The following is a 13,724-nucleotide window of genomic DNA, read 5'->3' on the forward strand; positions in this document are numbered from 1 at the left end:
CTCCTTTTTTATATGGGGCGAAATCTTGATTCGTCGTAAGGCAGGGAGCTTGGAACAGAGACGGTTTCTATTTCTGGAAAGCGAAAGCCTGTCAGTTGATTTCCGAACACGCAGCCTGTATCAATGTTGATGGTGCGATTGACCTTCCGAGGCTCTTTCACAGGTGTATGACCGTATACCACCCAAGCCTTTCCGTTATAGGCTGCCGCCCAATCACGCCTGATGGGTCTGCCGTCCGGATATGTTTCACCCGTCACGTCACCGTAAAGCACAAAGTCCTTCACTCTGCGGGTATATTTGCCGATATCGTCAGCTCTTATGCCAGCATGGGCGACAACTAATTCTCCATTATGTAAGATGTCGTAAAGCGGCGCTGTTTCGTACAGCTTCATAAACTGTTCGCTGACTGATTTTTTCTCATCTTTGGAAAGTTCCTCAAGCTCTGCCGCTGTTGTTTCGAGACCATGCATCACTTTTACCGGATTTCCTTTTAAGTAACGATATAATTTATTGCAATGGTTTCCCGGGACATAACGCACAGCGCCTTTTTCGTAAGCGCCGGCTACAAATCGGATGACCTCTATCGATTTGGGCCCTCTGTCAGTTAAATCTCCGGCAAAAACAAGCACCCTGCCTTCTTCATGGACAGGTACTCCATTTTTGATTGTATAGCCAAGCTTTTGGATTAATGCAGTCATTTCGTCATAGCAGCCATGAATATCGCTGATGATATCGTAAGCCATGCGGTCTCCTCCTTACCGATTGTTTTATTTATTATGAAGCAAAGTGTTGTGAGTCATCACAAGCTTTTATGTGCAAATTATAGAAGAAGAATCATTTTCTAAACAGGATTAAGACCTTATCACTTTATTTTTCATCATCACCCTTGTTAAAATCGCGTTATGTTTTTTAAAAATGAGGTTTTGTTCTCTGAGTGAGAACTAGCATAACCCTGACTTAAAAAGGAGGTTCTGATTATGGCGCATACATCTGTCGCATCTTTAGTTGTTGTACTTATCGTTGCATTTTTGACACCCATCCTTTTGCATCGGTTTAAACTCAGCATCCCGGTTGTTGTTGCTGAAATCATTATGGGGCTGATAATTGGGAAAAGCGGCCTTAATTTAGTTGTGGAGGGTGACACCTGGCTCCAGACACTCTCTATGCTCGGATTTATCTTTTTAATGTTTTTAAGCGGGCTTGAAATTGATTTTTCGTCGTTTGAGAAAGGAAAGAAAAAGCAGTTCCTGCCGAATGGCAAGGAAGCGCCGAATACGTTTGCTGCGGCATCTGTTATTTTCGTCGGTATTTTTATTTTATCATTGCTCTTGTCCTATGGGTTCGTCTTGGCCGGATTTATCCAAAATGCATTTTTGATGACCCTGATTATTTCAACGATTTCATTAGGCGTTGTCGTTCCAACATTAAAAGAAGAACGGATCATGAATTCGAATATCGGGCAGATTATTTTGCTTGTTGCTGTTATTGCTGATTTGGCCACGATGATTCTTCTTGCTGTTTTTTCTTCTTTATACGGAGAGGACAGCGGAAACATGTGGCTCCTGATGATTCTGTTTGCGGCCGGAGTGGTGCTTTACTTTTTCGGCCGGGTCTTCAAACATCGCTCTTTTGTTCAATCCATGTCAAAAGGGACGATCCAGATCGGGACGCGTGCCATTTTTACGTTAATCATTGTACTCGTTGCCCTGTCTGAATCACTTGGGGCGGAAAATATTCTCGGCGCTTTCTTAGCGGGGGTTCTTGTTTCCCTGCTTTCGCCAAACAAAGAACTTGTTCAGCAGCTGGACTCATTCGGTTATGGGTTCTTAATACCGATTTTCTTCGTGATGGTCGGTGTGAAGCTTGATATTTGGACTCTTTTCCAGGATAAAACAATTTTAATCATGATTCCGCTCCTGCTGCTTGCGCTGTTAGTCAGCAAAATCATTCCTGTCATGTACTTAAAGAAGTGGTATGATAACCGAACCATTTTCGCGTCTGGTTTCCTGCTGACATCAACGCTTTCGCTCGTGATTGCTGCTGCAACAATCGGCCAGCAGCTTCACGTGATCAGTACAAATATGTCAGGAGCGCTAATTTTAGTAGCCGTCATTGCAAGTATTTTTACGCCGATCTGTTTTAAAAAATTATACAAACGGGAAGAGCAGCCGGAGGAGAAAAAGACGATTACGTTCATTGGCGCCAATCAAATGACTTTGCCTGTCACACTCGAATTGCCAGAGGAAGAGTATGACGTGCGTGTTGTACACGTCTACCAAGAGAATGCGGAGGAAAAGCTGTCAGAATCAGTGTTTGCTGTTGAAACAATTTCTGACTATGAACACGAGACGCTTGAATCACTCGGCATTTTTGAAACGGATATCCTCGTTGTGGCGACAGGAAATGAAGATATGAATGCAGACATTGCATTACTTGCAAAAGATAAAGGCACAGAAAGAGTCATTGCAAGCGTAGGATCACCGGAGCATGAAGCAGCTCTGAAGGAGCAGGGAATCAGCATCTTTTCTATTCTGCTGTCGACAAAAACGCTGCTTCGCGCACTGATTGAAGCGCCTGGCGTCATGAAGCTGCTCACGAACCAAGAGTCTTCGCTGTATCAAATTAATATGGAGAACAGTAAATATGATGGTGTCATTTTACGGGAATTCCCTTTAACAGGTGACGTCATCTTTGTCAGGATCTTCAGAGGTGTGGACAGCATCGTTCCTCATGGGGATACGAGGCTGAAACTTGGAGACCGTTTAATTGTCACCGGATCTCGGGGGTACGTAACGGATCTTAAGAAAACATTGGAAGGATAAATCTTGACCAAATAAGGATTCGTGTTAATATAGAGGTGCAGAACAATTCAATATGTATTCGTTTAACCACTAGGGGTGTCCTTCATAAGGGCTGAGATAAAAGTGTGACTTTTAGACCCTCATAACTTGAACAGGTTCAGACCTGCGTAGGGAAGTGGAGCGGTATTTGTGTTATTTTACTATGCCAATTCCAAACCACTTTTCCTTGCGGGAAAGTGGTTTTTTTATTTTCAGAGGGGGAATGATTTGTGAAGTTTTCAGAAGAATGCCGCAGTGCAGCCGCAGAATGGTGGGAGGGGAGCTTTGTCCATCCGTTCGTTCAAGGAATCGGTGACGGAACGCTTCCGATTGACCGTTTTAAATACTACGTACTTCAGGATTCCTATTATTTAACGCATTTTGCAAAGGTGCAGTCATTTGGTGCCGCTTATGCGAAGGATCTTTATACAACGGGGCGGATGGCAAGCCATGCCCAAGGTACATATGAGGCGGAAATGGCGCTTCATCGCGAGTTTGCCGAGCTGTTGGAAATCAGCGAGGAAGAGCGTAAGGCGTTTAAGCCGTCTCCTACGGCGTACTCTTATACATCCCATATGTACCGTTCGGTTTTGAGCGGGAATTTCGCAGAAATCTTAGCGGCCCTGCTGCCATGCTATTGGCTCTATTACGAGGTTGGTGAGAAATTGCTGCATTGTGATCCGGGGCATCCAATTTATCAGAAGTGGATTGGCACATATGGCGGTGATTGGTTTAGACAACAGGTCGAGGAGCAAATCAACCGCTTTGATGAGCTGGCGGAAAACAGCACGGAGGAAGTGCGTGCCAAGATGAAAGAGAATTTTGTCATCTCCAGCTACTATGAATATCAATTTTGGGGAATGGCCTATCGAAAAGAAGGCTGGTCTGACAGCGCCATAAAAGAGGTGGAGGAATGTGGAGCTTCACGCCATAACGGATGACAGCAAGCCGGTAGAAGAGCTAGCGAGAATCATCATTACGATTCAGAATGAAGTTGATTTTATTCACATTCGGGAACGCTCAAAATCGGCGGCGGATATTTTGAAACTGCTCGATCTTATTTTTGAAGGCGGTATAGATAAACGAAAATTGGTGATGAACGGGCGCGTGGATATTGCACTTTTCTCTACTATTCACCGCGTGCAGCTGCCAAGCGGCAGCTTTTCACCGAAGCAGATCAGAGCCAGATTTCCACACCTTCATATCGGGAGGTCGGTGCATTCACTGGAGGAAGCGGTTCAAGCAGAAAAGGAAGACGCGGACTACGTGCTGTTCGGCCATGTGTTTGAAACGGATTGCAAAAAGGGTCTTGAAGGCAGAGGAGTATCTTTGCTGTCAGATATCAAACAGCGGATTTCCATCCCGGTTATAGCCATCGGGGGGATGACGCCGGACAGGTTAAGAGACGTAAAACAAGCAGGGGCAGACGGCATTGCTGTTATGTCAGGAATTTTCTCTTCCGCTGAACCTTTGGAAGCAGCCAGACGATATTCCCGCAAGCTAAAGGAGATGCGCTATGAAAAGGCATTATGAAGCAGTGGTGATTGGAGGCGGAATTATCGGTTCCGCAATTGCTTATTATTTGGCAAAGGAAAACAAAAACACCGCATTGTTTGAAAGCGGAACAATGGGCGGCAGAACGACAAGTGCCGCTGCCGGAATGCTGGGCGCCCATGCCGAATGCGAGGAACGTGACGCGTTTTTTGATTTCGCTATGCACAGTCAGCGTCTGTACAAAGGTCTTGGAGAAGAGCTTTATGCATTATCCGGTGTGGATATCAGGCAGCATAACGGCGGTATGTTTAAGCTTGCATTTTCTGAAGAAGATGTGCTGCAGCTGAGACAGATGGACGATTTGGACTCTGTCAGCTGGTATTCAAAAGAAGAGGTGTTAGAAAAAGAGCCGTATGCGTCTGGTGACATCTTTGGTGCATCTTTTATTCAGGATGATGTGCATGTGGAGCCTTATTTTGTTTGCAAGGCATATGTGAAAGCAGCAAAAATGCTTGGGGCGGAGATTTTTGAGCATACGCCCGTCCTGCATGTCGAACGTGACGGTGAAGCCCTGTTCATCAAGACCCCTAGCGGAGACGTATGGGCTAATCATGTTGTCGTTGCCAGCGGGGTGTGGAGCGGAATGTTTTTTAAACAGCTTGGACTGAACAATGCTTTTCTCCCTGTAAAAGGGGAGTGCCTGTCCGTTTGGAATGATGATATCCCGCTGACAAAAACGCTTTACCATGATCACTGCTATATCGTACCGAGAAAAAGCGGAAGACTGGTTGTCGGCGCGACAATGAAGCCGGGGGACTGGAGTGAAACACCGGATCTTGGCGGATTGGAATCTGTTATGAAAAAAGCAAAAACGATGCTGCCGGCTATACAGAATATGAAGGTGGATCGTTTTTGGGCGGGACTCCGTCCGGGAACAAAGGATGGAAAACCGTACATCGGCAGACATCCTGAGGACAGCCGTATTTTATTTGCGGCTGGCCATTTCAGAAACGGGATCCTGCTTGCTCCCGCAACGGGCGCTTTGATCAGTGATCTCATCATGAATAAAGAGGTCAACCAAGACTGGCTGCACGCATTCCGAATTGATCGCAAGGAGGCGGTTCAGATATGATGCTACAGCTGAACGGTAAAGACGTGAAGTGGAAAAAAGACACAGGTACAATTCAAGACCTGCTGGCGTCGTATCAGCTTGAAAATAAAATCGTTATCGTGGAAAGAAATAAAGAAATAATCGGGAAAGAACGCTATCACGAGGTTGAGCTTTGTGATCGTGATGTCATTGAAATTGTCCATTTTGTAGGAGGCGGATGAGCATGTTAACAATTGGCGGAAAATCATTTCAATCAAGATTGCTGCTGGGCACGGGGAAATACCCATCGTTTGACATTCAAAAGGAAGCAGTAGCTGTTTCTGAGTCTGATATTTTAACATTTGCTGTAAGGAGAATGAACATTTTTGAAGCATCTCAGCCGAATTTTCTGGAACAGCTTGATTTATCCAAATATACGCTTTTGCCGAATACAGCGGGCGCCAGTACTGCTGAAGAAGCGGTTCGGATTGCAAGGCTGGCGAAAGCTTCAGGCCTTTGTGACATGATTAAAGTTGAAGTCATCGGATGCAGCCGTTCCTTGCTGCCTGACCCTGTTGAGACATTAAAAGCGTCTGAACAGCTTCTTGAAGAAGGCTTTATTGTGCTCCCGTACACGTCGGATGACGTTGTGCTGGCGAGAAAGCTGGAAGAGCTCGGCGTTCATGCCATCATGCCGGGTGCATCTCCGATTGGATCAGGACAAGGAATCTTAAATCCTTTGAATCTGTCGTTTATTATTGAACAGGCGAAAGTACCGGTCATCGTGGATGCGGGAATCGGCTCGCCTAAAGATGCGGCATACGCAATGGAGCTTGGAGCGGATGGCGTACTGCTCAATACGGCTGTATCTGGCGCTGACGATCCCGTGAAAATGGCTCGTGCCATGAAGCTCGCAGTGGAAGCAGGGCGCCTTTCTTATGAGGCGGGCCGAATCCCGCTTAAGCAATACGGAACGGCAAGCAGTCCGGGAGAAGGTCTTCCTGTATGACAGGCAGGTATTCAAGGCAGGAGCTGTTTGCTCCGATCGGCCCATCCGGCCAGAAAAAATTGAAAGAAGCGCGCGCCGTGATTATCGGCGCCGGCGCGCTCGGAACAGCCAGTGCAGAAATGCTGGTGAGAGCGGGAGTCGGCTCTGTGAAAATTGCCGACAGAGATTATGTTGAATGGAGCAACCTCCAGCGCCAGCAGCTTTATACAGAAGATGATGTCAAAAAAGAAATGCCGAAAGCAGCCGCTGCGGAGCGCCGTCTCCGTTCGATTAACAGCGATGTTGATGTGACCGGCCTTGTCATGGATGTGACAGCAGAAAATATCTTCGAGCTGATTAGGGATGCATCGATTATTGTGGATGCGGCTGATAATTTTGAAACCCGCCTGATCGTAAATGATGCTGCGGTAAAGGAAGGGATTCCTTTTCTTTACGGTGCCTGTGTAGGGAGCTACGGTCTTACCTTTACCGTGGTGCCGGGTTCTACTCCTTGCCTGCATTGCTTGCTCGATGCACTTCCGATTGGCGGAGCAACATGTGACACAGCTGGCATCATCAGTCCGGCTGTTTTGCAGGTAGCAGTCTTTCAGGTAACAGATGCACTGAAACTGCTGACGGGAGAGGAGTGCGAGCCGGTGCTGCGCTCCTTTGATTTGTGGAAAAACGAGCGGTCAGAAGTGAGAGCGGCCAGTCTCAAACATGACGCATGCCCAAGCTGCGGCACAAAGGATTTTCCGTTTTTGTCTTATGAAAATCAAACAAAAGCGGCTGTATTGTGCGGCAGGAACACGGTGCAGATCAGATCATCTATTACGAAAGAAGCGGATCTTGAAGCGCTTGCCGGTCAGCTGAGGCAGGCCGGGCTTGAAGTAGCTGCGAACCCGTATTTAATTTCCTGCCGCTCGGATGATATGAAAATGGTGCTGTTCCGGGACGGCAGAGCTTTGATCCATGGAACAAATGATATTGCCCGGGCAAAATCCATTTATCATAAATGGATTGGGTAATAAAAGGAGTGTAGTGTAATGAGTATATATAAAGCATTGACAATCGCCGGATCAGATTCAGGCGGCGGCGCAGGGATACAGGCTGATATTAAAACCTTTCAAGAGCTTGATGTATTCGGAATGTCTGCGATTACGGCGGTAACCGCTCAAAATACGCTTGGCGTTCACGGGGTGCATCCGCTGACTGTAGAGACGTTGAGACAGCAAATTGACGCTGTTGCTGAGGATTTGAGACCGGATGCAGTTAAGACGGGAATGCTCTGGAATGCCGACATGATTGAAGAAGTGGCAAGAAAAATTGACGAGTACGGATTCAATCGTGTAATTGTTGATCCGGTTATGATCGCAAAGGGCGGGGCATCCTTGCTGCGTGATGAGTCAGTTGCCACCTTAAAGGAGTTGCTCATTCCAAGAAGCTACGCGATTACGCCGAATGTCCCGGAAGCAGAAACGCTGACAGGAATGACAATCAGCTCGCTGGATGACCGGAAAAAAGCAGCGGAGCAGCTCGTCAAGATGGGTGCGCAGCATGTCATTATCAAAGGCGGGCACCAGCCTGAGGACAATCACATTACTGACCTTCTTTTTGATGGCAGCATGTTTATGCAAATCACCCATCCTTATATCAATACGAAGCATACGCATGGCACAGGCTGCACCTTTGCTGCGGCTTTAACGGCCCAAACGGCTAAAGGAGACAGCATCCATCAGGCATTTGAGGTTGCGGCCAACTTTGTCCGTGAAGCGGTGGAAAATACGCTCGGCATCGGATCGGGACACGGGCCGACAAACCATTTCGCTTTTAAACGAAACAGCTTAAATACAAGCCGATGAGATCACCAGCTGATGGTGATCTCTTTTGCGTTTGCTACGGTATGCGCTTTTCATCTGGACAAGGTTATGATATGATAGGAATTAAGATCAGGTACTAATACTATGTCTTTATTAAATATAGGAGGCTTTATACATATGAATTTTTCACTTGAAGGCCGTAACATTGTTGTGATGGGGGTAGCCAACAAACGCAGCATCGCCTGGGGCATTGCGCGTTCTTTACATGAAGCGGGTGCACGTTTGATTTTCACATACGCTGGTGAACGCCTGGAGAAATCCGTTCACGAGCTTGCCGGAACATTAGACCGCAACGATTCCATCATCCTCCCTTGCGATGTTACAAACGACGCAGAAATCGAAACTTGCTTCGCAAGCATTAAGGAGCAGGTCGGTGTAATCCACGGTATCGCGCATTGTATCGCGTTTGCCAACAAAGAAGAGCTTGTCGGCGAGTACTTAAACACAAATCGTGACGGCTTCCTTTTGGCTCATAACATCAGCTCATATTCTCTGACTGCTGTTGTCAAAGCGGCACGTCCGATGATGACTGAAGGCGGAAGCATTGTCACTTTGACGTACCTTGGCGGAGAGCTTGTGATGCCAAACTACAACGTCATGGGTGTAGCAAAAGCTTCTCTTGATGCAAGTGTGAAATATTTAGCTGCTGACTTAGGAAAAGAAAATATCCGCGTCAACAGCATTTCTGCCGGCCCGATCAGAACATTATCTGCTAAAGGCATCAGCGATTTCAACTCTATCTTAAAAGACATCGAAGAGCGTGCACCGCTTCGCCGCACGACAACACCTGAAGAAGTGGGCGATACAGCTGCGTTCTTGTTCAGCGATATGTCCCGCGGGATTACAGGTGAAAATCTTCACGTTGATTCTGGTTTCCATATCACTGCCCGCTAAGCAGGATCTATATCAAGCAATCCCGAATAGGGATTGCTTTTTTATTTCTTCTGATTTTCAGCTTTCTGTCATATAGATAGAATATGACACAATCGGAGGGATGAAGATGTCTAATAAGAAAAGAAACGCGGATAAAAAACCGCTCATGTATATTGTTCAGCCGGATTATGCAGAAACTACAAGGTCATCCATGCAGGAGATTGTCATCAAAAGAAAGGCCGACAAACCCGCTCCGCCAAAAGCTGAGGAAAAGCCGGCTTACCATGAGAAGCAGCAGGAGGAAGCCGTGGCACAGGATGTCCTGCAAGAAGACCAAAAGCCTGCAGCCGAACCAGTGAGTCAGCAAACACAAGAGGCGAGAGAGCCAGAGAACATAAAAAGCCAAGAGGAACAGAAGGCAGAGCCGCAGGCCGTAGAAGAAACCGTTGAACACGAGCCCCCGAAAGCAGAAAAAAAGGAAGAGCCTGCACTTGAGGCCCGGAAGCCTGAGAAAGAACCGGAAGCTGTCCATAGTGCTGATAAAGCGGAGGAAAAAGCACCGCCGGCACGAAAAGTGAAAAAACCGATGAGCAAGATGACGATCCACGAAAAAATTGATTTTTTAACAAAGCTGCCTCATAACATGCCGAGAGCGCTTTGTTTGATTGAAGCCAATGGAAGAACGTACAGGGGCGTGATTGTCGGAAGAAGAAATGATTCCGTCCTGCTTCGAACAACCGGAAACGGAGCCCCAACCGAACTGGCAATCGATGATATTACCTCTTTGCACCCGCTCGGTTTTTAACGAAAAAGAAAAAAGCTGCCCGGCTGATGTTGCCGGACAGCTTTTTTTACATAGAGAAAAGCCTGCAGGCCTGCAAGCTTTTCCAGCTTATGATTAATGATGATGTGTACGATTGATTAATCGAGGATTTAAGCAGTTGATTGCGCAGAAGCAGTCTAAGTCAACTTCAATACAGTAGTTCGTTTTTTCGAGTCGGAACACTTCACACACCGTATCTTTATCGGTGAAGTCCAAAATGTGTTTGTGTTCGTCAAATGCGATTAATAATGACAGTGTTGCACAGCTTCCATGCACTCTTTCGACCCTGAAAAATACTGTATTAAAGCAAGGGCCGTTATCGAGTTCGCCGACATTTCCGAAGGCGACTAATGGCGTTGATTTTGATGTAAATATTGCAAAAGGCACTGTGTCGCCTAACGAATGGCTTACAGATAAAAGCTTAGAGTGGCAGCCGGTCGGGCAGTCTTCTTCAACAGCGTTTTGCAGATCTTCAATATTTTCTACAGCTTCACGCACGCAGCTTGATGTTTTCTGGCTCATATTATCCCTCCTGCCTTATAAATTTGAGACTGGCGAAATGATGGAGAGTCAGCTGCCTCACGCTGGAAGCAGCTGAATGATTTGCACCTGTAATAGAGTTTGGAAGGGGATTCCTCTTTACAAGTGTTTATCCATTGTGATGATGCTTTTTATCTTTGTGAGGCGATGTTCTGTCAACTAGCTCTGGTGACAGGCACTGAATCGCGCAGAAGCATCCGAGATCCACTTCAATGCAGAAATCTGTTTTTTCTAGCCCGAAGAAATCCGGGTCGCAAGGGTGGCAAACACTTAAGGTATCGCCTTTGACATCGACCGGGCGTAAAATAGACAGTGTTGCACAGCAATCGCATAATTTTTCGACGCGGAAGAAAATGGATTCAAAGCATTGCATATCATCCACAAATCCCCCTACGTTTCCGAATGTGGAGAACAATCCGCCTTTTTTATCAAAAACGAGAAACGGAATTGTGTCTTTTCCAGCAATCGTAGGGTTTAAAAGGTTGGTATAGCAGCCAGTCGGACACTGTTCTTCAACTGCCTCCTGCTCTGCTAAAATCTTTTCCACTGCATCGCATACACAGTTCTCATGCCGGCCATGGGTTTTTCCGCAGCTCATTGATTTCAGCTCCTTCTTTATAGGGTATTTGACTTTAGTCCTTAACAACATATGTACCCGTGCCCCACTTGGTGTGGGTGAACGTCTATATATTCATCATATGCTTGGAAAATAAGAAAAAGCAGAGCGTTTTTAGCTCTGCTTTTAGGTCCTAGAGGACAAGAGTGATAACTAGGATGGCTACGAGTGTATTTGTTGCTGTAGAAATAAGGGTTGCGATATCGGCATCTACTGTTGTGACGTTTACGCCGCGGGAACATTCGATGAGAAGTTTTTGGCGGTTTACTTGTTTGTTAGCTGTAAGCTGTAACAAATCTTGTGCGACTAATTCGGCAATTACGCCGTCTGCAATTGATGTCAGAGTTGCCGTTACGACAGCGGCATTAAGTGCTGTTACAACTGATGTTACGGCTTGAACGTCTGTAGATGTAACATTGATGTCACAAGAATCTCTAATAATAATCGTTTCATCTGAAACTTGTTTGTTGAGATTTGCTTGAGCTAGATCTTGGTCGATGAAGGCGTTGTCGTTGCCAAAAAAACCATTGCCATTACAGCAAACGTCGCAATGACATTTTCTTTCGTGTTTTTCTTTATCTTTCTCTTTGTCATCTAACGGATGGTCACAGTCAGGATCAAGTGCAACCCAAGAATATGGTCTGCTTTCCATATCTATTCCTCCTTTTCTTTTACTGTTATTAAATGAGCGAGCCTCTTATTTTGACTGAGTCATATATCCTGATGAAGAACCCTATTTTTTATGATTGGCTAATTGTTATCGTTTTTCCGTCTTTGTCTGATCTGTTCAATGAGCTGCTCTCTGCGGCTTAACGGTTTTGTGTTCTTTTGCTCTTGTGCGGCTGCTTCTTCTTTTTTCTTCTTTTGGTTTTCTATTAGCGCTTGTGATTTAGCTTGTAAGTCTTTTACAAGATTTAAGAGCATTTCTTTTTCTTCGTCTGATACTTTTTTCATTTTGTCTTTTGTGACCCCATGTTTAGAAAATATATTTTGGACCAGCATTTTCGTCATTGGATCAACTTCTGGAAGCTTTGCAAGCTCTTCTTTGAATTTATCGTTATCTGACATTTGTTTTCACCTCGTCTTTTAAGTTTGTGAAAAGAAAGGGTTAAAGGACGTCAAGTTCACTAAGAATGCTGTTTAACACCTGAAGCAAGATTTGTACAAAGGTTATTATCTCGTCGGCAGACAAAGTAATTTTGATGTTGCGGCTGTTGATAATTTTAATGATGGTTCTTTTTTTGATTTGGGAGCTATCGAGAATAAGAATTTCACTTGCCACTGCGTCAGCCAAATCCTCGTCGGCGATGACGAGCTGAGTCGCCACGATAATCATGGTTGTCACAAAGGCTTGTATAGAAAGGGCAGCTGTTATATGTGACGTGTCAATTGTGATATTTTCGCAATCAATCACTTCGATCTGCTGTTCGAATTCGCTTGATAATTGCTCAAATATTGCAGGGTGCAGGGATTCGACTTTTTCTTCAAATGACATAACCTTCACTCCTTTCTTATCCATACTCTATATAATGCAAATGGGGTGCAGAGCGGAATAATAAAAATAACCAATTTTCTGCCGGACAAGATACAATTCATGAAGAATAGGGTTTTGGCATATATGTGAAGGGATCATGATTGGCAAAGGAGTGAACGAGTGGTTATAAATGGGCTGACAATTGTTCTTCTATCGCTTGCGGTCTTTCGGCTCGCCCGCCTGCTGGTGTTTGACACGATTATGGCGCCGCTTCGCAGTCTGTTTCATGAAGAGAAGGAAGAAAAGGATGCGGACGGGAACATTGAAACCTATATCGTGATTAAGGGAACCGGTGTCAGGGCGTTTATTGGTGAATTGCTGAGCTGCTATTGGTGCACAGGCGTGTGGTGTGCCGGCTTTTTGATTTTATGCCAGGCGGTGATCCCGCAAGCGGCGCAGTGGCTGATTTTACTTTTGGCGATCGCCGGCCTTGCCGGCATTATAGAAACGCTCGTATCAAAATGGCTGCAAGAATAAGGCGTTACCACCAGCAACTTTCTGTCAGAATACGCATAAAGTAGCATATATGACATAAGGAAAGGAAGGGGACAAAAATGAATCAGCATCATAAACCTTCCCAAAAATCTCCATATACAGATTCATCGTATCAATCAAAAAAGATAAAAAAGAAAGGCTGCGGGTGCGGAAATAAAAAGAAAAAGCCTCAATAGCCTGGCAAAGAAACCGGAGAACTCCGGTTTTTTGTTTTTTTAACGAGGCGGTCTCGCTCAGCATATATCATAAGCGGGGGGATAAAAGTGAATGAGTTTGAAAAATGGATAGAAGGAAGATATGAACCACATGAACAAAAGCAAAAAGAGCATGAAGACACGATGGGCAGTATCAGAAAAGACTTGGATGCATTTGATAAAGCCGGTCTGGAATTTGAAGATGAGATTGAAGAGCTGGCTGAAAAAACGGAGGCCTTACTTAAAAAACATCAAGCTCAATATGATCAATCGTAAATCCGCAAACGCCCTATGCGAATATCCAAGCCGATCCCAGCAGCTCACATAGTGTATAGAGAGTAAAGGAGGTGCTTATCT

General features: G+C 45.5%; 19 protein-coding genes, 1 other RNA gene, 1 pseudogene and 1 other annotated feature. Of the genes and pseudogenes, 14 read left to right on the top strand and 7 right to left on the bottom strand.

The genetic code is table 11. From position 1 onward, the window contains the following. Positions 1-8: 8 nt before the first annotated feature. Entirely contained in the window at positions 9-743 is a 735-nt protein-coding gene (gene prpE / locus BSU_11630; protein ID NP_389045.1) for a phosphorylated protein phosphatase E and diadenosine-polyphosphate hydrolase, read from the bottom strand. Positions 744-977: 234 nt separating this feature from the next. On the opposite strand from prpE, the gene kefQ reads away from it, so the two are divergent. From kefQ to cotO, 11 genes are all read left to right on the top strand, one after another. After that, the gene (kefQ, locus tag BSU_11640; protein NP_389046.1) at positions 978-2,822 is read left to right on the top strand and encodes a gated K+/H+ antiporter; all 1,845 of its coding nucleotides are present in this window, start codon (positions 978-980) and stop codon (positions 2,820-2,822) included. A 61-nt stretch (positions 2,823-2,883) separates the two neighbouring features. Further along, an RNA gene (gene tswA, locus BSU_misc_RNA_14) (thiamine pyrophosphate riboswitch) lies at positions 2,884-2,992 on the top strand. A gap of 78 nt (positions 2,993-3,070) precedes the next feature. Next, positions 3,071-3,781 (top strand): thiaminase II, encoded by a 711-nt coding sequence (gene tenA, locus BSU_11650; RefSeq protein ID NP_389047.1) that lies wholly within the window; start codon positions 3,071-3,073, stop codon positions 3,779-3,781. Continuing rightward, complete coding sequence (tenI, locus tag BSU_11660) at positions 3,756-4,373, top strand: thiazole tautomerase (RefSeq protein ID NP_389048.1); 618 nt, start codon at positions 3,756-3,758, stop codon at positions 4,371-4,373. The genes tenA and tenI overlap by 26 nt, the downstream gene beginning before the upstream one ends. Further along, entirely contained in the window at positions 4,357-5,466 is a 1,110-nt protein-coding gene (thiO, locus tag BSU_11670) for an FAD-dependent glycine oxidase (protein ID NP_389049.1), read from the top strand. The genes tenI and thiO overlap by 17 nt, the downstream gene beginning before the upstream one ends. Further along, positions 5,466-5,666, top strand: a complete 201-nt coding sequence (gene thiS / locus BSU_11680) for a sulfur carrier for synthesis of hydroxyethylthiazole phosphate (RefSeq protein NP_389050.1) — start codon at positions 5,466-5,468, stop codon at positions 5,664-5,666. The genes thiO and thiS overlap by 1 nt, the downstream gene beginning before the upstream one ends. Continuing rightward, positions 5,663-6,433: a hydroxyethylthiazole phosphate synthetase (thiamine biosynthesis) gene (gene thiG, locus BSU_11690; RefSeq protein ID NP_389051.1), complete on the top strand. Its 771-nt coding sequence runs from the start codon at positions 5,663-5,665 to the stop codon at positions 6,431-6,433. Before thiS ends, thiG begins: the two co-directional genes overlap by 4 nt. Further along, positions 6,430-7,440, top strand: coding sequence for an adenylate transferase and sulfur transferase (thiamine biosynthesis) (thiF, locus tag BSU_11700; protein NP_389052.1), 1,011 nt, complete (start codon positions 6,430-6,432; stop codon positions 7,438-7,440). The genes thiG and thiF overlap by 4 nt, the downstream gene beginning before the upstream one ends. An 18-nt stretch (positions 7,441-7,458) precedes the next feature. Next, positions 7,459-8,274, top strand: a complete 816-nt coding sequence (gene thiD, locus BSU_11710; RefSeq protein ID NP_389053.1) for a phosphomethylpyrimidine kinase, 4-amino-5-hydroxymethyl-2-methylpyrimidine and 4-amino-5-hydroxymethyl-2-methylpyrimidine pyrophosphate kinase — start codon at positions 7,459-7,461, stop codon at positions 8,272-8,274. Positions 8,275-8,409: 135 nt separating this feature from the next. Next, entirely contained in the window at positions 8,410-9,186 is a 777-nt protein-coding gene (gene fabI, locus BSU_11720) for an enoyl-acyl carrier protein reductase (protein ID NP_389054.2), read from the top strand. Positions 9,187-9,286: 100 nt separating this feature from the next. Further along, on the top strand, positions 9,287-9,970 hold the full coding sequence (gene cotO, locus BSU_11730; protein ID NP_389055.1) for a spore outer coat protein: 684 nt from the start codon (positions 9,287-9,289) through the stop codon (positions 9,968-9,970). A gap of 93 nt (positions 9,971-10,063) precedes the next feature. Here cotO and cotZ read toward each other — a convergent pair whose 3' ends face one another. The 5 genes from cotZ to cotV all read right to left on the bottom strand — a co-directional run bounded on the left by cotZ (position 10,064) and on the right by cotV (position 12,639). Beyond that, complete coding sequence (gene cotZ / locus BSU_11740; protein ID NP_389056.1) at positions 10,064-10,510, bottom strand: spore coat protein (insoluble fraction, crust layer); 447 nt, start codon at positions 10,508-10,510, stop codon at positions 10,064-10,066. Positions 10,511-10,637: 127 nt separating this feature from the next. Further along, positions 10,638-11,126, bottom strand: a complete 489-nt coding sequence (cotY, locus tag BSU_11750; protein ID NP_389057.1) for an outer spore coat protein (crust layer, insoluble fraction) — start codon at positions 11,124-11,126, stop codon at positions 10,638-10,640. A 151-nt stretch (positions 11,127-11,277) separates the two neighbouring features. Next, the gene (gene cotX / locus BSU_11760) at positions 11,278-11,796 is read right to left on the bottom strand and encodes a spore coat protein (insoluble fraction) (protein ID NP_389058.1); all 519 of its coding nucleotides are present in this window, start codon (positions 11,794-11,796) and stop codon (positions 11,278-11,280) included. Positions 11,797-11,894: 98 nt separating this feature from the next. Then, complete coding sequence (gene cotW, locus BSU_11770; RefSeq protein ID NP_389059.1) at positions 11,895-12,212, bottom strand: spore coat protein (outemost layer); 318 nt, start codon at positions 12,210-12,212, stop codon at positions 11,895-11,897. Positions 12,213-12,252: 40 nt separating this feature from the next. Further along, positions 12,253-12,639, bottom strand: coding sequence for a spore coat protein (insoluble fraction) (gene cotV / locus BSU_11780; protein ID NP_389060.1), 387 nt, complete (start codon positions 12,637-12,639; stop codon positions 12,253-12,255). Positions 12,640-12,798: 159 nt separating this feature from the next. Here cotV and yjcA point away from each other — a divergent pair, with 159 nt between their 5' ends. After that, entirely contained in the window at positions 12,799-13,155 is a 357-nt protein-coding gene (gene yjcA / locus BSU_11790; RefSeq protein ID NP_389061.1) for a sporulation-specific protein, read from the top strand. Between the two features lie 24 nt (positions 13,156-13,179). Beyond that, positions 13,180-13,413: a sequence feature (Evidence 5: Unknown function), on the bottom strand. On the opposite strand, the pseudogene BSU_11798 reads toward yjcA, so the two are convergent. After that, positions 13,180-13,413 (bottom strand): annotated as a pseudogene (locus BSU_11798). It overlaps the preceding feature by 234 nt. A 23-nt stretch (positions 13,414-13,436) precedes the next feature. Between BSU_11798 and yjzK the strand changes: the two are divergent. Together yjzK and yjcB are read left to right on the top strand one after the other, a co-directional pair. Continuing rightward, complete coding sequence (gene yjzK, locus BSU_11799) at positions 13,437-13,643, top strand: hypothetical protein (RefSeq protein ID YP_003097704.1); 207 nt, start codon at positions 13,437-13,439, stop codon at positions 13,641-13,643. Then, positions 13,480-13,695 (top strand): sporulation-specific protein, encoded by a 216-nt coding sequence (gene yjcB, locus BSU_11800; RefSeq protein YP_009513951.1) that lies wholly within the window; start codon positions 13,480-13,482, stop codon positions 13,693-13,695. Before yjzK ends, yjcB begins: the two co-directional genes overlap by 164 nt. The last annotated feature ends 29 nt before the right edge of the window (positions 13,696-13,724 follow it).

It is taken from the genome of Bacillus subtilis subsp. subtilis str. 168, assembly GCF_000009045.1.
Lineage (GTDB): Bacteria > Bacillota > Bacilli > Bacillales > Bacillaceae > Bacillus > Bacillus subtilis.

Excerpts from the sequence above, each read along its gene's own strand:
- prpE (NP_389045.1), bottom strand. The coding sequence starts at position 743 with ATGGCTTACGATATCATCAGCGATATTCATGGCTGCTATGACGAAATG.
- kefQ (NP_389046.1), top strand. The coding sequence starts at position 978 with ATGGCGCATACATCTGTCGCATCTTTAGTTGTTGTACTTATCGTTGCA.
- thiO (NP_389049.1), top strand. The coding sequence starts at position 4,357 with ATGAAAAGGCATTATGAAGCAGTGGTGATTGGAGGCGGAATTATCGGT.
- thiS (NP_389050.1), top strand. The coding sequence starts at position 5,466 with ATGCTACAGCTGAACGGTAAAGACGTGAAGTGGAAAAAAGACACAGGT.
- thiG (NP_389051.1), top strand. The coding sequence starts at position 5,663 with ATGAGCATGTTAACAATTGGCGGAAAATCATTTCAATCAAGATTGCTG.
- thiF (NP_389052.1), top strand. The coding sequence starts at position 6,430 with ATGACAGGCAGGTATTCAAGGCAGGAGCTGTTTGCTCCGATCGGCCCA.
- thiD (NP_389053.1), top strand. The coding sequence starts at position 7,459 with ATGAGTATATATAAAGCATTGACAATCGCCGGATCAGATTCAGGCGGC.
- fabI (NP_389054.2), top strand. The coding sequence starts at position 8,410 with ATGAATTTTTCACTTGAAGGCCGTAACATTGTTGTGATGGGGGTAGCC.
- cotO (NP_389055.1), top strand. The coding sequence starts at position 9,287 with ATGAAGATGTCTAATAAGAAAAGAAACGCGGATAAAAAACCGCTCATG.
- cotZ (NP_389056.1), bottom strand. The coding sequence starts at position 10,510 with ATGAGCCAGAAAACATCAAGCTGCGTGCGTGAAGCTGTAGAAAATATT.
- cotY (NP_389057.1), bottom strand. The coding sequence starts at position 11,126 with ATGAGCTGCGGAAAAACCCATGGCCGGCATGAGAACTGTGTATGCGAT.
- cotX (NP_389058.1), bottom strand. The coding sequence starts at position 11,796 with ATGGAAAGCAGACCATATTCTTGGGTTGCACTTGATCCTGACTGTGAC.
- cotW (NP_389059.1), bottom strand. The coding sequence starts at position 12,212 with ATGTCAGATAACGATAAATTCAAAGAAGAGCTTGCAAAGCTTCCAGAA.
- cotV (NP_389060.1), bottom strand. The coding sequence starts at position 12,639 with ATGTCATTTGAAGAAAAAGTCGAATCCCTGCACCCTGCAATATTTGAG.
- yjcB (YP_009513951.1), top strand. The coding sequence starts at position 13,480 with ATGAACAAAAGCAAAAAGAGCATGAAGACACGATGGGCAGTATCAGAA.